The sequence below is a fragment of the Labilibaculum manganireducens genome (assembly GCF_963665805.2).
Classification (GTDB): Bacteria; Bacteroidota; Bacteroidia; order Bacteroidales; family Marinifilaceae; genus Labilibaculum; species Labilibaculum manganireducens.
Genome location: NZ_CAXXEE010000003.1, coordinates 5,077,145 through 5,102,914 on the forward strand (window position 1 = coordinate 5,077,145; position 25,770 = coordinate 5,102,914).

Annotated in this window: 18 protein-coding genes; 9 read left to right on the top strand and 9 right to left on the bottom strand. The window is 35.4% G+C overall.

Going from position 1 to position 25,770, the window contains the following annotated elements; genetic code table 11:
• Positions 1 to 10: 10 nt before the first annotated feature.
• Complete coding sequence (locus tag ACHZAX_RS20205; RefSeq protein ID WP_101310969.1) at positions 11 to 421, bottom strand: OsmC family protein; 411 nt, start codon at positions 419 to 421, stop codon at positions 11 to 13.
• A 648-nt stretch (positions 422 to 1,069) separates the two neighbouring features.
• On the opposite strand from ACHZAX_RS20205, the gene ileS reads away from it, so the two are divergent.
• From ileS to ACHZAX_RS20225, 4 genes are all read left to right on the top strand, one after another.
• A complete protein-coding gene (gene ileS / locus ACHZAX_RS20210; RefSeq protein WP_320020330.1) occupies positions 1,070 to 4,510 on the top strand; it encodes an isoleucine--tRNA ligase in 3,441 nt (1,146 codons plus the stop codon).
• Positions 4,511 to 4,545: 35 nt separating this feature from the next.
• Complete coding sequence (locus ACHZAX_RS20215; protein WP_101310971.1) at positions 4,546 to 4,920, top strand: TraR/DksA family transcriptional regulator; 375 nt, start codon at positions 4,546 to 4,548, stop codon at positions 4,918 to 4,920.
• A 125-nt stretch (positions 4,921 to 5,045) separates the two neighbouring features.
• Positions 5,046 to 5,657, top strand: coding sequence for a lipoprotein signal peptidase (locus ACHZAX_RS20220; RefSeq protein ID WP_101310972.1), 612 nt, complete (start codon positions 5,046 to 5,048; stop codon positions 5,655 to 5,657).
• A 453-nt stretch (positions 5,658 to 6,110) separates the two neighbouring features.
• On the top strand, positions 6,111 to 6,854 hold the full coding sequence (locus tag ACHZAX_RS20225) for a LytR/AlgR family response regulator transcription factor (protein ID WP_320020331.1): 744 nt from the start codon (positions 6,111 to 6,113) through the stop codon (positions 6,852 to 6,854).
• 401 nt (positions 6,855 to 7,255) lie between these two features.
• On the opposite strand, the gene ACHZAX_RS20230 is transcribed toward ACHZAX_RS20225, so the two are convergent.
• The 3 genes from ACHZAX_RS20230 to ACHZAX_RS20240 all read right to left on the bottom strand — a co-directional run bounded on the left by ACHZAX_RS20230 (position 7,256) and on the right by ACHZAX_RS20240 (position 9,215).
• Positions 7,256 to 7,531, bottom strand: a complete 276-nt coding sequence (locus ACHZAX_RS20230; RefSeq protein WP_320020332.1) for a hypothetical protein — start codon at positions 7,529 to 7,531, stop codon at positions 7,256 to 7,258.
• A 266-nt stretch (positions 7,532 to 7,797) separates the two neighbouring features.
• Positions 7,798 to 8,184 (bottom strand): hypothetical protein, encoded by a 387-nt coding sequence (locus ACHZAX_RS20235; protein ID WP_101310975.1) that lies wholly within the window; start codon positions 8,182 to 8,184, stop codon positions 7,798 to 7,800.
• A 167-nt stretch (positions 8,185 to 8,351) separates the two neighbouring features.
• Positions 8,352 to 9,215 (bottom strand): Cbp1 family collagen-binding glycoprotein adhesin, encoded by an 864-nt coding sequence (locus tag ACHZAX_RS20240; protein ID WP_101310976.1) that lies wholly within the window; start codon positions 9,213 to 9,215, stop codon positions 8,352 to 8,354.
• Between the two features lie 345 nt (positions 9,216 to 9,560).
• Here ACHZAX_RS20240 and ACHZAX_RS20245 point away from each other — a divergent pair, with 345 nt between their 5' ends.
• Positions 9,561 to 12,107 carry a response regulator gene (locus ACHZAX_RS20245; protein WP_320020333.1) on the top strand — a complete coding sequence of 849 codons (2,547 nt, stop codon included), beginning with the start codon at positions 9,561 to 9,563 and terminating at the stop codon, positions 12,105 to 12,107.
• Positions 12,108 to 12,115: 8 nt separating this feature from the next.
• On the opposite strand, the gene ACHZAX_RS20250 is transcribed toward ACHZAX_RS20245, so the two are convergent.
• Entirely contained in the window at positions 12,116 to 13,468 is a 1,353-nt protein-coding gene (locus ACHZAX_RS20250) for a sigma-54-dependent transcriptional regulator (protein WP_320020334.1), read from the bottom strand.
• A gap of 185 nt (positions 13,469 to 13,653) precedes the next feature.
• Positions 13,654 to 15,819 (bottom strand): ribonuclease R, encoded by a 2,166-nt coding sequence (gene rnr, locus ACHZAX_RS20255; RefSeq protein WP_320020335.1) that lies wholly within the window; start codon positions 15,817 to 15,819, stop codon positions 13,654 to 13,656.
• Between the two features lie 553 nt (positions 15,820 to 16,372).
• Between rnr and cysS the strand changes: the two genes are divergently transcribed.
• The 3 genes from cysS (at position 16,373) to ACHZAX_RS20270 (ending at position 20,523) form a co-directional block, all read left to right on the top strand.
• Entirely contained in the window at positions 16,373 to 17,845 is a 1,473-nt protein-coding gene (cysS, locus tag ACHZAX_RS20260) for a cysteine--tRNA ligase (protein ID WP_320020336.1), read from the top strand.
• Between the two features lie 115 nt (positions 17,846 to 17,960).
• The gene (locus ACHZAX_RS20265) at positions 17,961 to 19,088 is read left to right on the top strand and encodes a glutaminyl-peptide cyclotransferase (RefSeq protein ID WP_320020337.1); all 1,128 of its coding nucleotides are present in this window, start codon (positions 17,961 to 17,963) and stop codon (positions 19,086 to 19,088) included.
• Positions 19,089 to 19,395: 307 nt separating this feature from the next.
• Positions 19,396 to 20,523 carry a glycerate kinase gene (locus ACHZAX_RS20270; protein WP_320020338.1) on the top strand — a complete coding sequence of 376 codons (1,128 nt, stop codon included), beginning with the start codon at positions 19,396 to 19,398 and terminating at the stop codon, positions 20,521 to 20,523.
• A gap of 698 nt (positions 20,524 to 21,221) precedes the next feature.
• Here ACHZAX_RS20270 and ACHZAX_RS20275 read toward each other — a convergent pair.
• From ACHZAX_RS20275 to ACHZAX_RS20285, 3 genes are all read right to left on the bottom strand, one after another.
• Positions 21,222 to 22,094: a DUF3108 domain-containing protein gene (locus tag ACHZAX_RS20275; protein WP_101310472.1), complete on the bottom strand. Its 873-nt coding sequence runs from the start codon at positions 22,092 to 22,094 to the stop codon at positions 21,222 to 21,224.
• A 68-nt stretch (positions 22,095 to 22,162) separates the two neighbouring features.
• Positions 22,163 to 22,474 (bottom strand): MTH1187 family thiamine-binding protein, encoded by a 312-nt coding sequence (locus ACHZAX_RS20280; RefSeq protein ID WP_101310473.1) that lies wholly within the window; start codon positions 22,472 to 22,474, stop codon positions 22,163 to 22,165.
• Positions 22,475 to 22,476: 2 nt separating this feature from the next.
• Complete coding sequence (locus ACHZAX_RS20285; protein WP_320020339.1) at positions 22,477 to 24,363, bottom strand: Ig-like domain-containing domain; 1,887 nt, start codon at positions 24,361 to 24,363, stop codon at positions 22,477 to 22,479.
• Between the two features lie 78 nt (positions 24,364 to 24,441).
• On the opposite strand from ACHZAX_RS20285, the gene ACHZAX_RS20290 reads away from it, so the two are divergent.
• Positions 24,442 to 25,770, top strand: coding sequence for a hypothetical protein (locus ACHZAX_RS20290; protein ID WP_320020340.1), 1,329 nt, complete (start codon positions 24,442 to 24,444; stop codon positions 25,768 to 25,770).

Sequence of the window (25,770 nt, forward strand, 5' to 3'; positions counted from 1 at the left end):
TGTTTTTCTTTTATCTCTTCCAGTTCAATTTAATCGTTTGTGTCATTTTAGTATGAACACTTAAAGGTACCGGGCTGGTTCCTGCTACGCTTTCAATAATTTGTTTTTCCTCTGAAGTATATTTTTTATCAGGAAAGTTGAATTCAACAATTACTTCATCAACTCTTCTTGGATCACTCGCCATAATTTTAGTGATATCCAGCTCAGTTCCTGTAATATCAATATTGTTATCGCGGGCAACAATTCCCATTATGGTCATAATGCACGATCCTAGTGAGGCTGCTAATAAATCGGTAGGCGAAAATGCTTCCCCTTTTCCCTGATTATCAGTTGGAGCATCTGTAAAAATTTTATTGCCCGATTGCAAATGAATGCACTCAGTCCGTAAATCACCCAGATATTTTGATTTGATAGTTGTCATGCTGTTTTATATTTAGTGAAGTGTGTAATAAGCAATTTTAGTTTTGTGAATTTAAGAATTATAAAATAGATAGTAAAATCTTCATACGAGTTAGATAATAAAATTTACTCTTGTCGGAATGTATGAGATTAGAAGTTAAATTCCTTGTTTATTTTATTTTTTTTCAATTGCATCAGAAAGGATTTTGAGTTTTGCATGTAAGATGTTTATGGAATTCGCAAAGTGCATGATTTGATTTAATTCTTAGATAAGAAACACGCACATATAATAAAACTCTGATTAGATCAAGTAAGGTCTGATAAATAGATCTCCTGAACAGCAATGTTTCGGAGATTTTTTTTTGTTTCCACTTTCAGATTCAAACCGAAAACAGAGCTTATAATTTCGAATTATAAGCAATCAGCAAAGGCTCTAAAAAAGTCAATTTTTATTACTGATTAAATAGAGCTTAGTCCCTTGATTCTACAATCACTATGACCATCAATTCTTGTAATTTTTCTATATTTGTAAACTTTTTATAACAGATAAGATAATTTTAGTCGGAATAATGTCGGTAGACATTTGTCAATCAGTATCTAATTTGCATGGATTAATGATGAATACGAATGTGGATCGGAATTAGCGAATACAAGATAAATTTTACAATAAATGAGCACTAAATTCCCAGAGTACAAGAATCTTGATCTATCACAGGTCAATAAGGATATTCTAAAAGATTGGAACGAGAATAATACATTCGAGAAGAGTTTGCAGACTCGCGAAGGCAATCCCACTTTTGTATTTTATGAAGGACCACCTTCAGCAAATGGTATGCCGGGTATCCACCACGTTATGGCTCGTGCTCTTAAAGATATTGTGTGCAGATACAAAACTTTAAAGGGATTTCAGGTGAACCGTAAAGCAGGATGGGATACACATGGCTTGCCTGTAGAACTTGGTGTTGAGAAAGAACTGGGAATTACCAAAGAAGATATTGGGACTAAAATATCGGTTGATGATTACAACCTGGCCTGTCGTACCAATGTAATGAAATATACCCGTGAGTGGGAAGATTTAACTTCTAAAATGGGCTACTGGGTAAATATGGAAGAGCCGTATATTACTTACGATAACCGTTATATTGAAACACTTTGGTGGTTGTTGAAACAACTGTTTGAGAAAGATTTATTATACAAAGGATATACAATCCAACCGTTTTCTCCTGCAGCAGGTACCGGTTTATCAACTCATGAGTTAAATCAGCCTGGCTGTTATAAAGATGTGAAAGATACTACAGCTGTTGGTATGTTTAAAGTGGCCCGCGATGAGAAAAGCGAATTTCTTTACGAAGGAATAGATTGCGATGCCTACTTTATTGCATGGACAACTACTCCATGGACACTTCCTTCGAATACCGCTTTGGCTGTTGGTCCAAAAATCGAATACGTTCGTGTTCGCACTTTTAATCCGTATACAGGAATTCCTTGTGTGGTTATTTTGGCTAAAAATTTATTCTACAATTTCTTTGATAAAAAATACGAAGGACTTGAATTGGGAGAATATGAAGTTGGCGATAAGCGTTTAACCTACAAAACGCTTTCGGAACATGTAGGAGCCGATTTGGAAGGTCTACGTTACGAGCAGTTAATGCCTTTGGTAAAACCTGAAGGTGATGCTTTCCGTGTAATTTTAGGTGATTTTGTAACAACAGAAGATGGTACAGGTATTGTTCACATCGCTCCAACTTTTGGTGCGGATGATGACAGGGTTGCCAAAGTAGCTGGTATCTCACCACTAATTCTTCGCGATAAAGAAGGTAAAATGCAGCCAATGGTTGATCGTACCGGTAAGTTCTTCAAAATCGAAGATTTGAGCGAGGAGTTTGTAAAAGAATTTGTGAATGTTGATGCTTACGGTGAGTATGCCGGTCGTTTTGTGAAAAATGCTTACGATCCAACCTTAACAGATGATGATGCGACTTTAGATATCGACATTGCTGTTGCCCTTAAGAAAGAAAGTCTGGCTTTTAAAGTTGAGAAGCATGTTCACAACTATCCACATTGTTGGAGAACAGATAAGCCAATTCTTTACTATCCATTGGATTCATGGTTTATCGAAACAACAAAAGTCCGCGATCGTATGATCGAACTAAATAAAACCATTAACTGGAAACCTAAATCAACAGGTGAAGGTCGTTTTGGAAAATGGTTGGAGAATCTGCAGGATTGGAATCTTTCACGTTCCCGTTATTGGGGAACTCCACTGCCAATTTGGGTGAGTGAAGATCGTGCTGAAATAAAATGTATAGGTTCAGTTGCAGAATTGAAAGCTGAAATTGAAAAATCGATGGCTGCCGGTTTCATGACCGAAAATATCCTGGCCGATTATATCGAAGGAGATAACAGCAAAGAGAATTACGAGAAATTCGACCTGCACCGACCATACGTTGATGGTTTGGTTTTGGTGAGTGAAACAGGCCAGAAATTGTTCCGTGAGCTTGATTTGATTGATGTTTGGTTTGATTCAGGTGCGATGCCATATGCGCAGCAACATTATCCTTTCGAAAACAAAGAGAATTTCGACAAATTGTTTCCAGCTCAGTTTATTGCCGAAGGTGTTGATCAAACCCGTGGATGGTTCTTTACTTTGCATGCCATTGCAACCATGTGTTTCGATGGAGTTGCTTTCGAAAACATCATCTCCAACGGTTTGGTGCTGGATGCAAAAGGCAATAAGATGTCTAAACGTCTTGGAAATGCAGTTGATCCATTTTCAACCATTGAAAAATATGGTTCGGATCCATTGCGTTGGTACATGATTACCAATGCTCAGCCTTGGGATAACTTGAAATTCGATTTAGGTGGTGTGGAAGAAGTTCGCCGTAAATTCTTCGGAACACTTTACAATACTTATAGTTTCTTCCAATTGTATGCGAATGTTGATGGATTTACTTATTCTGAAGCTGACGTGCCAATGGAACAGCGCCCTGAAATTGATCGTTGGATTCTTTCTCTGTTGAACTCCTTAATTAAAGAAGTTGAAGAGTGTTATGAAGCCTACGAGCCTACTCGTGCCGGTCGTGCAATTCAGAATTTTGTAAATGAAAACCTATCAAACTGGTACGTTCGTTTGTGTCGAAAAAGATATTGGGGTGGAGACTATTCTACCGATAAAATTTCTGCTTACCAAACTCTTTACAGATGTTTAGAGACCATTTCTGTATTGGCTTCACCAATTGCTCCTTTCTATATGGATCAATTGTTTAAAGATCTGAATTCAGTTACCGGTCGTTTTACTGAAGAATCGGTTCATTTGGTGAATTTCCCTAAATACGATCCAGAAGTAATTGATTCTGAACTGGAAGAAAGAATGGATATGGCTCAGAAGATTTCGTCAATGTCACTTGGATTACGCCGTAAAGTGAAAATACGTGTTCGTCAGCCTCTGCAAAAGATTATTATTCCCATTCTTGATGATTCTATGGTGCCTCAGTTAGAGGCTATTAAGAATATCGTTCTTTCAGAAATTAATGTGAAAGAAATGGAATTTATTACCGATACAACAGGTGTTTTAGTAAAAAATATCAAGCCTAACTTTAAGACCTTAGGGCCAAAGCATGGTAAGATAATGAAACAAATTGCTGCTGAAATTGGTAAAATGACTCAGGAAGATATTCTTGCTTTCGAAAAAGCAGGTAGTTACACAATTGTGGTAAACAATGAAAATGTCTGCCTGACTCCTGAAGATGTAGAAATTGTTTCTGAAGATATTCCAGGATGGTTAGTTGCAAATGAAGGGAAACTTACTGTTGCAATGGACGTAAACATAACCGAAGAATTACGTAAAGAAGGAATTGCCCGTGAGTTTATCAATAGAATTCAGAATTTAAGGAAGGACAGCGATTTTGATGTAACCGATAAAATTAAGCTTCAAATTATGATGCATGATTCTATTAATGATGCTGTAATTGCTCATAAAGAATACATTGGGACTCAGACCTTAGCAGTTAGTATTGAATTAGTAGAAAAATTAGCTGAGAATGAAGCTAAAGCAGTTGAGATTGAGCAGGGTGTAGAGAGCTTTATTAAGATTGAAAAAGTTAGTGAATAATCGATTTTTTGTTATCTTTAAAAAAAATAGAAACAATGGCAGAAAAGAAGCGATATACAGACGAAGAGTTGCAGGAATTCAAAGATTTGATTAATGCTAAACTTGAGAAAGCAAAAAAAGATTATGTGACTTTAAAAGCAGTAATCTCGAATAGTTCTGGAAATGATACTGAAGATACTTCACCTACTTTTAAAGTATTGGAAGAAGGCGCTTCTGTATTGTCGAAAGAGGAAGCAGGACGTTTAGCTGAACGTCAGGCGAAGTTTATTTCTCATCTGGAAATAGCTCTAATCCGCATTGAAAATAAAACCTATGGTATTTGTCGTGAGACAGGTAATTTAATTGCTAAAGAAAGACTTCGTGCTGTTCCTCATGCTACATTAAGTATCGAGGCTAAAAACAAACAGTAAGATCTTTTATTGAATATATCTTAATGATTGGAAGAATATTCTTCCAATCATTTTTGTTTACAAATCAGGGTTTCTATTTATTTGGAATCTGAAATAGATTAGCTGTTAACGATTAAATAGTCAATATGTCTTTATTTAAAAAATCGGTAGTACTTATTGTACTACTTCTTGTTTTGGATCAGGTAGTAAAAATTTGGATCAAAACCCATATGATGCTGGGAGAAGAGTATTCAGTATTCGGGGATTGGTTCTTGATTCATTTTATTGAAAACAATGGAATGGCTTTCGGAATGGAATTAGAAGGTCAGTGGGGGAAAATTCTTTTAAGTTTGTTTCGAATATTTGCTGTTTGCGGTATTGGGTGGTATCTGTACGATATCTCGACTAAGAAAGCGCCTTTGGGATTAGTAATTTCAATTGCTTTGATTTTTTCAGGAGCAATGGGTAACATTATTGACAGTGCTTTTTATGGATTAATTTTTAATGACAGCTACTATCAGGTTTCAACTTTTATGCCTGAAGCGGGAGGCTATGCATCTTTTTTACATGGCAAAGTAGTTGATATGCTTTATTTCCCTCTTCTGGAAGGAAGATTTCCTGAATGGTTACCCATGTGGGGCGGAGAACATTATATTTTCTTTCGTCCGGTTTTTAATATTGCCGATTCATACATAACAATTGGTGTTACTTTTATCCTTTTGTTTCAGCGAAAATATTTCATGAAAGAGCATAAATAAAAAAATAATTTATATCAATATAGTAAGTATAAAAGCCCGTTTAGGGCTTTTTGTACTATTGATAAGCAAGTACTGCCTGACCAATTCCTGATTCGTTAAAATGTCTGGAAATATGTAAGGTAAAATTTTCCTGTGACTTTTCTTTTTCTTACAAAACATAAATTATTATTTGCTGATTGTTTCAGATTGTCTTATATTTATTATTAAACTCATGTTTATGATTATATTTCTTGATTGAATTGTAATTAAGGAGTTTGTGTGTTAATAAAGACTACTACTAACGACTAGCAATTGTAAATTTATGCAAATACCATTCATTTCTATCAAACGGGAAGTATTCTCTTAATGGTAGTTTTTTTAATTTTTATCTGAATGATGTATGTAAGAACACTTCTGTAGCATACTTAAAGTATTCGATATTGCGCAATTGTTATATTAAATTGACTAAAGAGTATGAAAAGTAAGATCCGAATTTTAATAGTTGAGGATGAATATGCCATTGATGAAGGAATTCTGAACTGCTTAAACGATATGGATTATGAGATAGTTAAAACGGTATTTCATTCCAAAGCAGCTCTCGAATTTTTAGTGAGTACCGAAATCGATATTGTTCTGATTGATGTAAATTTGAACGATGATCTTAACGGATGTCAATTAGCAGAGATCATTAAATGTGAATTCAGAATTCCGTTTATATTTCTCATTTCAACTGTTGGGCAAATTAGTATTGAAAAGCTAAAGGAGGCGAATCCAAGTGTAATAGTATTGCAAAATCCGACATTAAATCAAATACATTTTTCATTAACAATTGCAGTGAGTAATAATGAGAAGTTGAATCACACTTTGGACGAAAATAAAGAAGAAAATTTGTCCTTGGAGCATTTAAATAATTGTCTGTTTTTAAAGAAGAACAATCATTTTGACAGAGTTAGTTTTGAGGAGATATTTTGGTTAAGGGCTGAGAATAACTATACGGTAATTCATACAACAAAAGGAGACTATCTATACTCAACTGTTCTTAAGAAGTTCACAGCAAAATTGACTGGAAATCAGTTTATTAGGGTGCATAGATCATATATAATTAATCTCACTAAAATTGATGGTTTTGAAGGGAAAATGATCATAGTTGATGGCCAGCACATTCCAGTTGCAAAAACTTACTGCAATAATGTGTTTGATTTATTGCATACCATATAATTATCAGTTCCCAACCAGTAAAACTGATCAAACAGAACAGCAGGAAATGATAGCAGAAATAAGAACGGCAAACAAGTTATAGTTCTTGTTGAAACGAATTGAAGTAGATACACTTAATATTACCGAAACATCTGGTACAATTATTCTGAAATATCCAGATATATTCTAATTATTTTTTGTTGAATTATTGGAACTGGCTGTAGAAGTATCAAAAGGAGAGGATAGTGCATATAAATTAGAGACATAAAAGGAAAAGGAGTTACTGGAATTGAAAAAGAGGCAGTTTCATAGTTAGGAGACAGCCTCTTTTTTAGATTAAGCGATTTTGCGTAAGTAGTATCCCATAAAGTGTGTAAGTAAAGTTATTCTGTTTCTTTGGATTAGCCTTAGGATTTTTTAACTTAACATCTACTAATTTCAGAAATCCGGGGAATGCCGTTTATAGGTTGATAAATTTCAATCATTGCAACCGTGGCAGGAGCATTTGGAGAGACTTCTTTAGCATTGCAAATGAATCTGAAGTTGGTTCCGCCAACAATTTGGCAAGCTACAGCGAAAGGACTATATTCAACTCCTACCAGATCCTCAGTGGCTTTTTGAAATATATCTATAGCTTCTTTTGAAATCTTTGTGCTGTAAGGAGTATAAACACCTGTTGTTACTTCTGATTTTTCCATCTTTGTTGTTTATTAATTATTGTATTGCAGGATATAATTCCTAAAACAAATATTAAGTTAACAAATTTGTGAAAAAAATTAAATGAGTGGATGGAATGAATGTTTTAGTGAAAAGCAAGTATTTTTGAGTAAAAAAATAATATTGATTCTAATCGAACCTATAAAAGATATTTTAGAAAGTAATTCGGTGTTTTATAAATGAAATTTGGTTTTGTTTTTTGAGAGGTTGAAGCGTATTATAAGCAAAAAAGCCCGTTAGGGCTTTTTTATGATTTAGTTTGATTGGCTTTTCTTTTTCGTTGTGCTTTAAAGTATAATATCTGACTGCGTAAACTCCATATTCCACCAGCTATTATAATGAGGAATATCCATTGTTTTCTGCCCCATCCTGCATCTCCAAAAATACCTTTCGACAGCATCACTAGAGACATGATTATTATTAGGCTTGTTACAAGTGCAGCAACATGTCCTACTGCGGCATTCTCTTTCTGAATGCCTGTGGTGCAAAAGTACAGTATAAGTCCAAAGAAAGTAGGAATCAAGGCTGTCAATTGCCAATCTCCTGCATCAAAGTACCTTGCTGAAACTCCAATTAATCCAACAAGTATTAGGATTATAGAATAAACTTTATTGATTTGATATGCTTCTTTCATGAATGTTATTTTTATTTAAATCAAATTAAAACACTAAAATACAAAAACTCATGAACAATCAAAACAGTTTCATCATTTGAATATTGATTACAAAATAGAAAGCATAAGAAAGGCCGTCACTCCTGACAGCCTTTCTTGGACAACCTTAAAACTCAACCATGTATTGATTATCGTACCGCGATTACCAAATACTTTGAAGATTTCCAGAATTCAACCGGATCCAGGATTGTAATGCCTTCAACTGTCTCAACTCCCTCAACCTTATAAGAGCTGCTTGGATGATTTGTTACAAAACTAATCTTCTTCCCGATGACAGGAATAGTAGTAACTTTGGTGATATCAATTTTTTCAAATTCACTTGTATTAAAATCTTTATTAAGAACTGCTGTTTTTCCAATTCCGATAAATCCACCGTCTTTGGTAATTACATTTTTCTCTTGTAATTCTTTGCTGGTTCCAAATATATAGTAAGCTGTATTTAGTTCGTTTGTTGCGTTTTCAATTACTTTTGTTTTGTTTTCGTTTTCAGTATTTAAAGCCAACACAGTTCCATTTAGCTCAGTCACTTGTCCATTTAAGTTATCTACTTCAATGTTCAATTTAGCTACTTTGTCATTCAGAACAATAATTTCACCTTCTTTAGCTTCCAATTCCGTTTTTAAACGATCAGTTAATTTGCGTAGCTTAGAGTTTTGATACCAGCTATTATTTAATTTTTTGTCTAATTCTTCAATTTTTAATTTGTTTTGTTCTAACAGATTATTGATTGAAGTTAAATCACTTGCAATTTTTTGTTTTTGAGATTGATTAGGATTCTCAGAGTTAACTGCAATAATATTTTCTTTTTGCTTAATCATTTCAAGATTTTCTTCAATTGAATTTAATGATCCAATAAATTCATTAATCGAAGAATCTTTTTCCTGAGCCATTACAGTTAGCTGCTGGTTTTGTTCTCTTAATTGTTTTAACTCTTTTTGATTACATGAGATAAATAATGGAACAAACAGCAATGCTATAAGAATACGTTTCATAAATTAGTTTTTAGAGATTAGGTTTCATTATCTTGTTTCTATTACATATATGAATATCATGCCAAGATTATACGCCAAAGGATATTATTCATCTATTCATTATAACTTACATGTTATCAGCGATTAATGCGCTGTTTCGTTTGCGCGGATAGATTGCGGTTTTAGAGTTGAGGAATCGGAATTGGGGAATATTTCCCCAGTTCATGGGTATAAAATACCCAAAAGGTTATGGGTTGTTTAAAGGAATGTGTACCAGTATTTTGAGCACGGACTAAAAATATTCTTATTAACTTTACCTTAAAGAATTTAAACCTTACGGTGATATAAGAAAACAAATAAATTCAAATGGTATCAGAAAGTAGAAGTAATATAAAGGTAAAAGTAGTTGCAGGGTACATATTTGTGTTCCTGGCTATTTTTGCTTCTGTCTTGATTGCTTACCAGTCTTATAATAAACTTCTGGATTCTGTTATATACTTATCGAAACCGGATGCCGAGATTGCCAGAATGAACCGGATTTTGACAAATTTATCGGAAGCTGAAAATAAAATCAGAATTTATTCATTAACAAAAAAGGAACGATACCTGGCTAATTATGCTGAAAATATTATAGAGATTCAAAATGATTTGGATTCCCTTAGATATTTTAGTGATGATAGTAGTAAATCGTTTTTATTAATTGATTCAATGAATTATTTATTGGAGGAACGTGCTGATAAATTAGAGAAGTTTGTTGAATTAAAAAGATCAAAAGAGAAGGAAAATCTTTCTCAAAAAGCGATGGAGCAACTAAGTGAAGTCTCTGATGCGGCAAAAACCAAAATTAAGACTACCACAACTACTACAACGTTTTTGGATACAGTTGTTAGTCCGGCTGAGGTGAAGGAAAAGAAGAAGAAAGGATTTGTTGCCAGACTTTTTAGTGGCAAAAAGAGTGAAACCAAAATAGATTCCATTGAAACTGTAATTCAACGAACTCAAATTCAGGTTGATACTAGTTATTTGCCACAAGCCGATAGTTTATTGAGAAGTTTAGAGAATATGTTGATTACTGCTCAGGCCAAAGAGCGATTGAACAGAGAGATTGTTTCGAATGAAGAATTGCGTTTAGTTGAGGAAAACTCATTAATGTGGGATAAAATTAAAATTTTATTGCGTCAGTTGGAAAAGGAAAGATTGCAGCAATTAACTCATGAATCCGATAGTGCTAAAATGATAGCGAGTAATTCAATATTTGTGATTTCTGTAATTATTATTGTTGGTTTTATATTGGGAATTCTGTTTATAATTTTCATTCTTACCGATATCACTAAAAGTAATTTTTACCGAAAGGAATTGATTGTTGCTAAAGGGAAAGCAGAAAAATTGGCAAAAGTGAAAGAGGATTTTTTAGCCATTATGAGTCACGAGATAAGAACTCCTCTTAATGCCATAATTGGTTTTACAAATCAGCTGAATAAAACAAAATTAGAAGAACAGCAACAGGGATTCGTACGGGTTCTTAAAAACTCTTCGAAACATTTACTTGGCTTGGTCAATGAAATTCTCGATTTGTCGAAAATTGAAGCTGGCAAACTACATATTGAAAATATTGCGTTTCAACCTTATTCACTGGTTTTTGACGTATTTGATGTTCTGAAGATTAATGCTGAAAATAGGGAAATCGATTTTACTTGGGAATACGATGGGGATTCTCAGATTAATTTGGATAGTGATCCGTTTCGAATTAAACAGATTCTATTGAATTTGGGTAGTAATGCCATAAAATTTACTTCGAAGGGATCTGTTAGAATCAAATCATCTGTTGTTCAAATCGATAAGTACTTTATGTTCGAAGTCAATGTAATTGATACAGGAATTGGAATTGATGAGAATAAATTAGAAACAATTTTTGAAGATTTCAGTCAGGCAGATTCGTTTTCGGCAAGGAAGTATGGTGGAACAGGATTGGGTTTGGCAATTAGCAGAAGATTATCACGATTGTTAGGTGGTGATTTGTATGTAGAGAGTAAGTTGGGTGAAGGATCTTGTTTTACTTTACGGATACCATTATTGGAATCGAAAGAAGAGGTGACTGAGCATAAAGGATTAAGAGAGGTTCAAATTCCTGATTTTTTAAAGCAAAAATCCTTTTTGGTTGCAGATGACGATCCATACAGCTTGTTACTGTTAAAAACTATTTTTTCCAGTTGGGGCTTGCAGGCAGATTTTGTGGAAGATGGATCTAAGGCCTTCGATTTGATCAGGCAAAAAGATTACGATCTGATTCTTACAGATATTCACATGCCTGAAATGGGAGGAATTGAGCTGTGTAAAAATATTAGAAAACTGGAGCAAACCCAAAAATTTGAAATTCCAATTATTGCTTTAACGGCGAATGTGAGAGAGTCGGATTTAAAACAGTATATACAATCGGGAATGACAGATTGCCTTGTGAAACCATTCGATGAGGCTGTTCTGATGAGAATGCTTCGAGATTTATTTGGGAATGCGAAAGAAGAGAGAATTGAATTAAAAGGTACTGACAAAACAATGTCGGATGATCTTTTCGACTTAACTCAAATTAAGCAATTTACCTCCGATGATCAGGGATTAGTTAATCAGATATTGGAGCAGTTTATTGTTTCTGCACACGAAAATGTCGATTTATTGAATAAAGCTTTGATTGATAAAAATTATCTGGCTATTGGTGAAATTGCTCATAAGATGCTTTCTTCGTTTAACCAGCTTAGGGTTGTAATTGTGGTTCCTATTTTAACGCGATTGGAAACCATTCTTCATAAAAAAGAAAATGCTGAGATAAACCACGAAGAGATAAGAGAGTTGGTTGCAACTGTTACTGCTAACACAAATTTAGTAATATCATCTATTCGTGATGAAATTATTGCCTAAGTCTATTTTTAAATATCGATTCCGTATTGTTTAATCTTATTGTATAAGGTTTTTCTGTCGATATTAAGCATTCTGGCGGCTTTCGATTTGTTATAGTTCACCTTTCGGAGCGTGGATACAATTAACTCCTTTTCGTTTGCGGCCTGAATTAATTTAAGATTGGAACCTTCCACAATAAAACTATTATTGACATTGTCATTTAAGATTTCATGGGGTAGACTTGTTAGTTCTACTTTCTTTTCAGGACTAAGCAAAACAGATCTTCTTATAACATTTCGAAGCTCTCTTAAATTGCCGGGCCATGAATAAGATTTGAATTTTTCCAAAACCTCGGAGCTAAATCCTGTTATTTCTTTATTCAGCTCATTATTGGATAGTTCGAGAAAATAATTCGAAAACAGTTCAATATCTTCAATTCTGTTTCGCAAGGCAGGAACAGTAATTTTGAATTCGTTTAAACGATGGTAAAGATCTTCTCTAAAGTCTCCATTATTTACTGCTACTGATAAGTCTTCATTGGTAGCAACAACAATCCGGACATCGACATCAATATCTTTATTGCTTCCAATTCTACGAACTTTACGTTCTTGCAAAGCCCTTAACAGCTTCATTTGAATTTCATAGGATAAATTTCCTATTTCGTCCAGAAACAAGGTTCCTCCCTGAGCTGATTCAAATTGACCTTCTTTATCGTTTATTGCCCCTGTAAATGAACCTTTTATATGACCGAACAGTTCGCTTCCTGCTAAATCTGTTGATAAAGCACCACAATCAACGGCAACAAAAGCTTTCTTTTTTCTTTTACTGTCAAAGTGAATTCTTCGGGCTGCAATTTCTTTTCCAGTACCACTTTCCCCTTCAATAATGACTGACATATCTGTGGGTGCCACCAATTTAATGTACTGGTCAATTTGTAAGGAATTTGGACTGTTTCCACTTACAAATTCAAGCTCTTCTTTGTTCTTCTTCTCTTGTGAATTTTTAGAACTTTTAGGTTCTTCTGATTTTGCAAGAGCAGAATTGATTAGCAAGAGTATTTCATCTGGGTTAAGCGGTTTGGTTACATATTCAAACGCGCCCATTTTTATTGCACTCACAGCGGTTCTTATATCAGCATAAGAAGTCATAATGATAACGGGAACATGAGGATGCATTGATTTTATTTTTTGGAGAAGTTCCAATCCATCAAAATCAGGCAAACGGAAATCACTTAATACAAGATCAAATTGATTAATCTCCAACTTTTTTAATGCTTCTCCGGCAGAAAACACAGTATCTGCATCAAAGTTTTTACGCTTTAGCAAGCCCTGAAGCATCAGGCAAATAGTTGGATCATCATCAATTATCAATATCTTTTTCATGCGGAACCTTACCTTTATTTAATATGTGTGGGTTTCAATCAAAATTACATAAAAAGAGTGGATGAATGAAATGATGCCTCTCATTTTATTATTTATTAAGAAATGTGTTTTATTAAATTGATTAACAATAGAAAAAGGCCGGATTTCAAATGAGAGATCCGACCTTGCTTTGCGTTTTTTTTGAATTATATATTTTTTTCAGAATCAGCTAATACAAAATCAAGTTGCTTGGCAACCAAATTTGCTTTGGCAACCAAAATTTCAACTTTATCTCCCAGTTGATAAATTTTACGATGATTGCGTCCAACAATACAATAGTTGTCTTCGTCAAATTCATAGAAATCATCTTCCAACTCACGAATTGAAACCATTCCTTCGCATTTGTTTTCATCCAATTCCACGTAAAAGCCCCATTCGGTTACGCCGGATATTGTTCCCACAAACTCCTGACCAAGATGTTCCTGCATGAATTCCACCTGTTTGTATTTTATGGATGCCCGTTCGGCTTGTGCTGCTTTTTGCTCCATTTCACTGCAATGACGGCAATACTCTTCGTATTTCTCTTTATTTACCGATTTAGCACCCGAAAAATATTTCTCCAGTAATCTGTGAGCCATCATATCGGGATACCTTCTAATTGGCGATGTGAAGTGTGAGTAATGATCGAAATGCAATCCATAATGACCAATATTTACGGTAGAATATTCGGCTTTTGCCATGGAGCGAATCGCTAAAGTTTCCACCAGATTTTGAATGGTTTCACCTTTTACATCGTGCAATAAAGTGTTTAGCGAACTGGATATGGCTCCCGGATTTGTTGTTTTTAAACTGTATCCGAATTTTTGAATAAATTGGTTGAAAGTATTTAGTTTTTCAGGATTTGGCTGGTCATGAGTTCTGTAAACAAATGTTTTAGCAGTTTTGCCTTTTGGTACACGTCCAACAACTTCAGCAACACGTTTGTTGGCCAAGAGCATAAATTCCTCAATTAGCTTGTTCGAATCTTTTGATTCTTTAAAATAAACGCGTGTTGGTTTACCCGTTTCATCAATATCAAATTTTACTTCGAAACGATCAAAATCAATTGCTCCTTTTTTGAATCTTCTTTTGCGTAGCAATTTAGCCAGTTTATCCAATTCAAGAACTTCTTCACTAAAATCTCCTTCTCCGGTTTCAATAATCTCCTGTGCCTCTTCGTAGGTGAATCGTCGGTTCGAATTAATTACGGTTTTACCAATCCATGTATTGATTACATCTGCAGTATCATCCATTTCGAAAACAGCAGAAAAAGTTAATTTTTCCTCATTGGGTCTCAGGGAACAAATTCCGTTAGATAAACGTTCCGGTAACATTGGAACCACACGGTCTACCAAATAAACAGAGGTTGCTCTGTCGAAAGCTTCTTGTTCAATGATACTCCCTTTTCTTACGTAATGTGTAACATCAGCAATGTGAACACCAATTTCCCAGTTTCCATTCTCCAAAGCCCGAATCGACAATGCATCATCAAAATCTTTCGCATCGTGCGGATCGATGGTGAAGGTTGTGGCCTCTCTGAAGTCTCTGCGAAGAGCAATTTCTTCTTTTGTTATTACATCGGATATTTCCTCTGCGGCTTCGTTTACATTTTCGGGGAAAATATGAGGCAGATCAAACTCAGCCAAAATCGCATGCATCTCGGTGTTGTTATCACCGGGTTTACCCAAAACAGTTGTAATCTGACCAACCGGATTTTTCGATTTTTTAGGCCATTCGGTTATTTGTGCAATTGCCTTATCGCCATTTTGTGCACCATTTAACTTTGCCAAAGGAATAAAAATATCGTATGGCATTTGTTTGCCCGATGAAACCAGAAACGCATAGTTTTTAGAAACATCAACGATTCCTACAAAAGTGGTTTTTTTCCTTTTAACGATTTCGACCACTTCGCCTTCGGGTTGCTTGCTTTTTTTACGTGCATACAAGGAAACTTTAACGATATCACCATGTAAAGCTCTATTTAAATTTGCCTGCGATACAAAAACATCTTCTTCAATTTCTTCCGAAACAATAAATGCAGATCCTCGCGCAGTCATGTCTACTTTGCCCGTGATGTTGCCAATTTTCGATTTTAATTTGTATTTCCCTGTGGAAATTTCGCTCAAAACATCTAAATCAACCATATCGCAAAGAATTCCGACTACGAGCTGTTTAGTGCCCATATCCTTAATCCCTAATTCGCCTGAAATCTGTTTGTAATTGAGCGTTTTTGTTGGGTTTTGGGCAAATATTCCATCAATTAGTTTTGTTAGACTACTGCGGTTATATTTTGGGCTTTCTTTTTTATTTTCTTTTCTATTTTTTTTTGACATTTCTTAAATTTTATAATTCTACTATTGAATTAATCATGTATGAGTTGACAGTTTAAAGTAAGAATAAAAAATGTATTTTGAATCTTAAAATCAATATTACATTGTTAAGGTTTTCTTCTCAGGCTATGAACTGTATCTATACTATTCTAGTTCGGTTAATCTCTATATAATTCTTGTTGTTATTTCCTTTTTGTTGATTTTCCCTTACATTCAATGAGGAAGGTGAATGTTTTAAAGTAACCATTGCTGATGACGGTAATCGCAATTAAGGATATTGGAAAGAATATTTTATGTCACAAAGATAGTGAAGGAATCTATATAGACAATAAAAAGAGTGGATTATGATTGAACTTACTGTTTTATTGTTGATTTTAAGCCCAAACTTTTGAGTTGAAAGGAGTTTTTTCGGAATCTACTTCTTCGGGAAGTTCAAAATTAGGATGAAATGGTGCCTATCTATCAGAATTCTAAAGTTATTCGCAAGATATTTTATGGCGAGCAATAATTTTTTATAATTTTACACTCCCAATAGAATTTCGATTATATTACAGTTATGGAAAATAAGTTGTTCATTTATAATACTCTAAATCGTAAAAAAGAATTGTTTGAACCCATTAATGCTCCCCATGTTGGGCTGTATGTATGCGGTCCTACGGTATATGGTGATGCGCATTTGGGTCATGCCCGGCCAGCAATCACATTCGATTTGGTTTTTCGTTACTTAATGCATCTTGGATACAAAGTACGCTACGTTAGAAACATTACCGATGTAGGGCATTTGGTGAATGATGCAGATGAGGGCGAAGATAAAATTGCCAAAAAGGCTCGTTTGGAACAACTGGAGCCAATGGAAATAGTGCAGTTTTTTACCGATCGCTATCACAATGATATGCAAGATTTGAATGTATTGAAGCCAAGTATCGAGCCTCGTGCATCAGGACATATTATTGAGCAAATGGAAGTGATTGATAAATTGTTTGCAAATGGATTTGCCTATGAGAGTGAAGGTTCTGTCTATTTTGATGTAGAAGCATACAGCAAAAAATATGATTACGGCAAGTTATCAGGTAGAAAAATAGAAGAACTGCTTTCGAATACCCGAGATTTGGATGGACAGAGCGAAAAGAAAAATAGTTTCGACTTTGCACTTTGGAAAAAAGCAAGTCCGGAGCACATTATGCGCTGGCCTTCGAAATGGAGTGATGGATTTCCTGGCTGGCATCTGGAATGTTCCGCAATGAGTCAGAAATACCTGGGTGCTAAATTTGATATCCACGGAGGTGGATTGGATCTGCAATTTCCGCATCACGAATGTGAGATTGCTCAATCGACAGGATCGAATGGTCACGAAGCTGTAAAATACTGGATGCATAACAACATGATCACCATCAATGGTCAGAAGATGGGTAAATCATTGGGAAACTTTGTGAATTTATCTTCTATGTTTTCAGGAGAGAATGATGTGCTGGAACAGGCATACAGCCCGATGACGGTTCGCTTTTTCATGTTGCAGGCTCATTACCGCAGTCCTTTGGATTTCTCAAACGATGCGCTTCAGGCAGCAGAAAAAGGTTTTAAACGTTTGATGACAGCTGTTGCAACGATAGATAAAATACAAGCATCGGCTTCTTCTTCCAATTCAGTAGAGGAATTAAAAGCGAAGTGTTACGAGGCATTAAATGACGATTTTAATACACCGGTATTAATTGCTCATTTGTTTGATGGTGTGAAGATGATCAATTCATTGGCTGTTGGAAAGGAAACGATTACTGCTTCTGATCTTTCTGTTTTAAAGGATTTGTATCACAATTTGGTGTTTGATGTGTTGGGCTTGAAAGATGAAGGTGAAACGGGAGGGGATAACGAGATACTCGATAAGGTTGTCCGTTTGCTGCTTTCGACCCGCGACGAGGCCAAAAAGAATAAAGACTGGGCTACTGCTGATAAAATAAGAGATGAATTGACCAATTTGGGCATTGTTGTAAAAGATACCAAAGACGGTTATGAATGGGAAATCTTAAAATAATACAAACTGTCCTGACCGATCAGGGCAGTTTTTTTATTTTTTAGCTAATTTTAAAGCTCGTACTACTAAAACTAATTGTTGTTTTCACTGATCGTTTTATCCTAAAAGAATTACCATGAATACTCACTCTTTTTTATCGCTTGTTTGTTTTTTGCTGTTAGTCTCGTGCAATGGCAAGAGTGTAAACAATAATAAGTTTACCGATAAAAGCTTTGATGAGCAGACAGAAAAAACGACAGTGATTGTTAATAGTTTGCGCTTAAAACAACCGCATCGGGGTGATTTATATACCATGAGAGGAAATGTTGAAATAGAAATGACCCCCAGAAACAGAGCGGCCGGAATTGATTCTGTTCAGTTTTGGGCTGATGAGACTTTAATTGGAAGTTTGACTGATGAGCCATGGATTGTGAAATGGGTTCCTGAGGATCAAAAAATGGGGAAACACGACCTGAAGGTGATGGCTTATCATGAAGACGGGACAATTGGTATTGTTTCCACATTTGTAAATCTGAAAACGAATATCCCTCCTGTTGAATATTCATATGAAATAATTAATGAGTTTCCCCACGACAGAGGTGCTTATACCCAGGGATTGTTTTATCATGAAGGATTTCTATACGAGGGAACAGGGCAAAGAGGCGAATCTACTTTGCGAAAGGTAAAACTTGAAAATGGTGAGGCACTTTCGGTTAAGAATTTAGAGCAGGAATATTTTGGGGAAGGCATCACATTTTCCAAGGGTAAAATTATTCAATTGACCTGGAATGCAAAAAAAGTTTTTGTTGTTGATCCAGTAACTTTTGAACAGGAGGATACTTTTGAACCCAACACGTCCAATAATCAGGGCTGGGGAATTACATCAGCTAACAATGAGTTGATTCTTTCGGATGGGACAAATGTGCTGACAGTTCTTGATGCTGACAATTATAGCAGGAAGAGAATAATTGAAGTGTATGATAATTCCGGAATGGTAACCAATTTGAATGAATTGGAATATATAAATGGAAAAATTTATGCCAATGTTTGGCTTACGGACCGCATTGTGATTATAAATCCGGAAACGGGAAGAGTGGAAGGAAATTTAAATTTAGGTAAGATTTTAAAATTAGCCGACAAAAAAATATTGATAGAGGGAGATGAGGTATTGAATGGAATTGCCTGGGATTCTATTACTAATCGTTTGTTTGTTACCGGTAAAAGATGGCCTAAACTTTTTGAGATTAAAATAGATAAACAGTAAGCTTCTTTTTTACATTTCGATGAAATAATGCAGCCGTTAAAATCCCAGGCTGGTTACGCTCTAACTGTAATCAAGCCGATTCTGTCAGGATAGGTTTTGATTATAAATCTAAAAGAATTATTTTCAATAGTTCGTTAAGTTTTTGTAAGCATTTGACTGTCAAAATGATTTGCTTTATGGTCGTTTCAATATAAAGATCTGAAAATAAGCACACTGCAAATCGATCTAATATCTCACATCTAAAATCTAACGATCTATTGCCAGTAATAGTAAGTTAAAATCCTCCTGATTTTAAGCTAACTTACCAATGATGACAAAAATTATTTTAGCTCCGGATAAATTCAAAGGCTCTCTCACCGGAATGGAATTTTGTGATGCTGTTGAGAGAGGGATCAGAAAACACACTTCTGATGTTGAGATCATCAAACTACCGTTGGCCGATGGTGGTGATGGTACGATTGAAGTTCTGAACTTTTATCTGGAAGGAGAAATGAACTCCATCGAGGCTTACGATCCACTGCATCGAAAAATTAATGCCTTCTATTTGTATTCTGAAAAGAAGAAGACTGCTTACATTGAGATGGCAGAAGCTTCGGGAATTCGTTTGCTGCAAGGCGATGAGGCAAATCCGATGCAGACAAGCACTTACGGAACCGGCGAATTAATTAAAGATGCTCTTGACAAAGGTGCAGAACACATTATTTTGGGTATTGGAGGAAGTGCAACCAACGATGCCGGCTTGGGCATGGCACGGGCGTTGGGTTATGCTTTTTTCGATAAAAATAATTGTGAATTGAAAGGTGCCGGTCAGGATTTAATTCAACTTTATTCTATTGATGATTCAGCCGTGCATCCAAGATTAAAAGAGGTAATGTTCGAAGTGGCCTGCGATGTTGATAATCCACTTTATGGAGAAAATGGAGCGGCTTATATCTATTCTCCGCAAAAAGGAGCAACACCCAAAATGGTGCTGGAATTGGATACCGGTTTACAGCATTTTAACGAAGTGGTTAAAAAACAATCCGAACTCGATTTACAACAAATAAGTGGTGCAGGCGCAGCAGGAGGATTGGGCGCCGGGTGCATTCTGTTTTTAAATGCAGCCTTGAATCCGGGTATCGATTTAATTAAGAAAGAGGCCAATTTTGATGCACTCATTAAAGGTGCCGGTTGGATAATTACCGGAGAAGGAAAATTGGATGAGCAGACCTTCTCGGGAAAAGTAATCCGTGGCGTATTGGATTCCGTTACTGATCAAAAACTGGCAATTTTTTGCGGATTGCTTGATTTGGATGAGGCAAGAGTAAAAGAAATGAATATAGATTACCTGTCCGAAGTAAGCAAATATGCTGCAAGCACAGATGATTCTATAAAAAACGCAGGTATTTATCTTGAAAAAGCAGCGGAAGATTTTGTCTTAAAGTCTTTGCAATAAATCGGACCACTACTGCTCCGGTAATGGGACTAGTACTAGTCCAGCAGTCGGACCACTACTTGTCCATCAATCGGACTACTACTAGTCCGGGAACCGGTCAGAAAAAATCTTACTCCGCAATATCAAGAGTTCCATAGCTTTTCTCTATTGGGATGATTTCCATTGAGTAAGTAGCTTGTTTTGAACAAAAGGGGGTATTTGTGAAGAGTTGTCACCTAATTTGGTGCAAATATCTTCTAACCAAACGGGAAAAGTTGTTTTTTGCATGATGAAGTTTAGTGGTTTTGCATTTTTACCAATATTGTAAATTATAGACTTGTGCTAGGTGGGTGTGAAGATAGAAAACCTTAAATCCATCCTTCTTTCAAAGCTCTTTTAAAGTAGAATATCAAATAGAAAGCTGTCAAAAATAGTATAAGTACAAATCGCACCATATTTTTATCAAATTTAGCCCACAAATAAATACAATATATCCATAGAATCGCTGTTAACACAGATAATACACTTCTTATGGACAAACCTGTATTAGTAGTCATGAAGTCCAGTAAACTATTTATCTCCAGAAAGCTTGCAACGGGTAATAAAATTATCAGTGCCACCAATAGTATATTGGCAATGTAGCAAGTTTAAAATAACATTTTTCATTGTCTTATTTTAGCAATTGTTCAGCTAGCGTCTTTCAATTCCCCTCTAGCTTTTTACTCCGCAATATCCAGATTCCCCTTGTTATTCTTGAAGAAAGAATTTTTGGTGTTTCGCAGACCGTCGTAGCTTTCCAGAATTCCCTTAACGCTGCCAACCAATACTTTTGCTTCCACCATAATTGGAATGCGGTTGTCGTCGTTGCTTAGCCAAACGGTCATGTCTTCGCCACCTTTAAACATGGTGCCTTCAACCAAAAGGGGCGAGAATTTTAGGCATTCGAAACGTTCGCCCGAATTTGCCTTGATGGTTTCCAATCCGCGGTAGCGAATATAGAGGGAGTGAATTTCGTTATCGATCAGCATCGAAATCGGAATTTTATCGCCTTTTTTGTATTTCGAGAAATCGAGATTCCGCACATAGTAGGCAACCGATAAAATATCGAAAGTGCATGGCTTGTTTTTTAGCGTATCTAGCTTTACAGGCTTATCGCGTTTCTGAATTTGCGATCTAATCTGATTCGATTTGTAATCGAACCAATACTCATGATGTGCATCGTATTTAGCCTCATGAGTCCGTCTGTCGAAGTAGAGTGGAGCAAGAGTTTTAGCGTCGGCATAGCAGGTTAATGTATCTCTAAGCTTAAAAAACCAGTCAAATGCTTTTGTGTTTCGGCCTTCTCCTTTTATTTTGAACACCTCTTTATTTTGAAACAGGTCTTTTTTTACAGACAGTTCGACTTCACCCGCAGCAACCCAAATAAATCCCCAGTTGTAGTAGCCTCTGAAAACTAATTTTTCGCCCGATTGAAATGCGAAGTTGTTTTCCAGACACTGCGCATTTACAGCGAATGTTCCCACAAGCAAAAGCAGAACCATAATTGTTCTTTTTGAAAAAATACGGTACTTAAGTGAGGCTAAAAATTTCATTCGTGAATTTTCTTGATACTTAATCCTTGGTCCTTGACACTTGTTCCTTGACACTTGTTCCTTTTTCCTTACTTATTAACCTTGCCAATCTTATTTTCGATGGCCTCTACTTTGGTTTTTAGTCGATTGTGTTTGTTCTTCTGAATATCGATTGTCATAGTAGTATAAACACGTTCTGAATCTTCTGCTAAAACATCATAACAGCGGTTTACAAGTGCTAAAGCTTCCGGTAACGCATCGGTCTCAATCAGCGTTCCCATTGCTGTTAGTTGGTAGCTAATACCGCTTTCGCGGATCAACTCAATAACCTGACTAACTTGTTTGCTTACGCTATCGCCTTTGTCGGTTGGGAAAATAGCAAATTCCAGAAGTACTGACATATCTAATTGTTGTTTTTGGTTCTTGTTTTCTTCTTATTATTTTCAGCATCTTTCAGTAATGCTTTTTCAATCTTTTTCTGCCTTTTTTGCTCAAGTTCTATTAAATGCTGATTGAAATTGATTTCCGGACCATTTTCCGGAATATAAATACGATCTTCTACATCGAAATACGAACGGACTTTAATTTCTTTTCTAAAGTAATGAACCATTTCAGGCTGAAGACCTTCTTTGTAATTACCGGTGTCCCATTTACCATTGTCGTTCTCATCAACAATTAATTTAATGATATAGGTGTCAGGAGCTAAATAATCGAATATTACAGTTTGATCGGAATAAATCCTTTTTGCCTGAACAATCCCTTCACTTTTGTTGTTTTTTAATAGTTGAACAATCAGTGGTTTTTTTACATTGGATACATTCAATAATATTTTCCCGTAATATTCTTCTTCCCGGGTTGTAATTTTCCCATTGTATTTATCGCTGTACAAACCATAAATATTGCGAAATGCGGTTGAATCAAACTCAACCTTATATTGGGTTTCTGCTTTCCAGTCAATTTTAACATGATAGCGAAGAATAGCTGCGGAATCCTGCTCTATTTTATAATCAACAGGGATTAGTATCGTGTCCTGAAGTTGATACAAGTGAATACTGTCTTTATTGATTTCGGCAAGAGGTTCATTAAAATCGAGAATTACATCTTTATTTAAATCCTGCGAACTACTGGCGTTCAATTTAAATCCATATGTAGGAATTTTAATTTTTGCCTGTTTCTTTTTATTCTTCGAAGCTTTTGCTTTTTTCGGAGCCTTATAATTTAATTTCACAGTATCGGTAAAACTTACAAGTTTACCCAACGAGTCAGTTTTTAAATATTCCAGTTTAGCTAAAAGAGTATCTCTTTGGTAAATAGTCGAATCGGTAATCCAGTAGGAAAGAGTATCGTTTGTTTTACTTTTATCAAGTAAAAACCAATTTGGATTTTCATCAACATTAATAAAATCAATCTTAAGACTATCGGTTCTTTTCGAGTTAAATTCAAAATAGATCTGTTCTCTTCGCTCTCTTTTATAAGTGGTAAGGTATTGAAGAGGATTTTCTTCATCAAACATTCTAAGGTAAATATTCGAAGGTTCTGTTGTCATCATTTGTTTTACAACAACGGAGTCGGCATTAATGCTGTCCAATTGTTCGTAAGCATGCATTTTTGGCGTAATTAAGTCATTGCTGAAACCGATCATTTCGCCCGGGCCATTGTAAAGAAAATCGCGGTTGCCATCAACAATTGCAAACAGCTTGTAATCCCCGCTGCTCAAATTGTTCAGCTGAAAATAACCTGCCGAATCGGTTTTAGCAACATAACTTGGAATTACTGTAAAGGGCACAGAATCATTCGTATTTAAGTAAGCCATTACCATCGCTTTTTCAACCGGTAATTGATTGAAGGAATTGTCTAATTTTCCCTTAATGCTTAGCGAATCCAGCTGATTGCCTGTTGAGAAAACAAATTGGTATTCTCCCAAAGGGTTTCCTTCATTATTATCGGCAATGCCATTTCCAAAATCGAGAGTATAGGTTGTGTTTTCGCGAAGTTTCTCTTCTAACTTCACGTAGATAGAACGACCTTTTAATTTCACCAAGGGTTTCTTTTTTAGTGGTGGGGAAATTGTGAAATTTGAACTTATATCTTTTAGCTGAACAAATTCATCAAAGAAAATTTCTACTTTTCCACCTTTAAAGTTTGTTGAGTAGTTTTGAGGCTTGGTTAATGTAACCTTTGGAGCTGTGTGATCAAGAGGCCCTCCGGTAGGCATTCCTTTTCGTGCACAAGAATATAATAGGGCTGAAATTGCAAATCCCACAAGGATATAAAAAGCTATCTTTTTCAAATTGATTAGTTTTGATATTTGATTATTAGGCAACAAAATTACAAAGATTCAAAACAAAAATAAGTTAATAAAAGTAAAATGGAGGACTCCTTACAATATTCCGTGTTAAAAAGAGATAAATTTCTTGAAACAGCAGCAAACACTCAATTCGATTTTGTGATACTAAGTGTTGGTATAAAGGAAGTTCTGTTTGCTTTTTTTGCTGCTGTTAACGGATATAAATGTGCCATTTTAACCGAAAATGATTTTCAGGAATCTTTGCACCCTATTGTTGATACTTCGGAAAGTACACATCCATTGGTTCTTGCTTTTCGCAACCGCTTCCCTCATTTAATTTTACCCGATGAATATTTAAAAGTCAAACGAAATACTTCGAAATGGGAAAAAATATTTACGGGAAGTATTCGCGATAAGGACATTTCAAAATACGAACCGACTCTTACTGCAGAAGCAGATGATGCTGTTTACATTGATAAGGAGTTTAAGATCTCAACAAACCGCCTGTTACTTTCTATACTGAAAAGTGCAGTTCAACAGGGGGCTGTAATTTTAAATCATGTTACAATAGAGATTAAAAGCGACTCAGAGATTGTATGCTGCGATAAAGTAGATTCAAATTCTAAAACGTATGCCATTTCCTATCAATCGCTGCTTTCCTTTTCAGCGATAAAAAAAACAAAAACCAAGACCGAAATCAGGTTCTGTCTGCATAAAAAAGGCTTATTCTTAAAACGAAGTTTAAAATTTACTTTGGACGGAGTTCTGATAAGAATGGTTAGGTATCAGGATTATTTTATGATTGTTTGCGATTCACAACCGGATAACAGGCAATTTGTCAGAATGATTCTTCAGGAAATAAACCGGATTGTGAAATGGGAGAATGAATTTAATGAAGATGATATCATCAGCTCAGAATTAGCAGCGACCACATCAAATGATTCTTTGAAAAATCACCTTATGGATTTTGCAAAAGTTGTTGAAAATAAGCTTTCCATTTCTTACTCTCAATTATTACAGCAAATACCATCACTTCCGGTTACCGACACACAATTTGAAGGGAAAACAGAAATACAGCAGTTGATCGAATTTGGAGATTCCCGTTTTGATGAGGCAAAGCAAACCGGTGTGCACCCTGTTCCTTTTAAAAATATGTTTTACCGGTTTGGTTCAGAAATAGAAGAACTAACGGAAAAAGCTTATGAATTACGCGCTCAATTTGGACCCGGAAATGATTTGTGGGTGTACGTTCAGTTTTGGTATTTGTATCAGAACGAGATGATATGCACGAAGGAAGATTATATTTCCCGAATCAGAAAATCTAAGCCTGTTTTGGACTCCGATTTGGGTGCTTCTGAGGATGTTATAAAGGAGTATTTCAATCTCCTTAATGAAAAACATGTTAAGTAA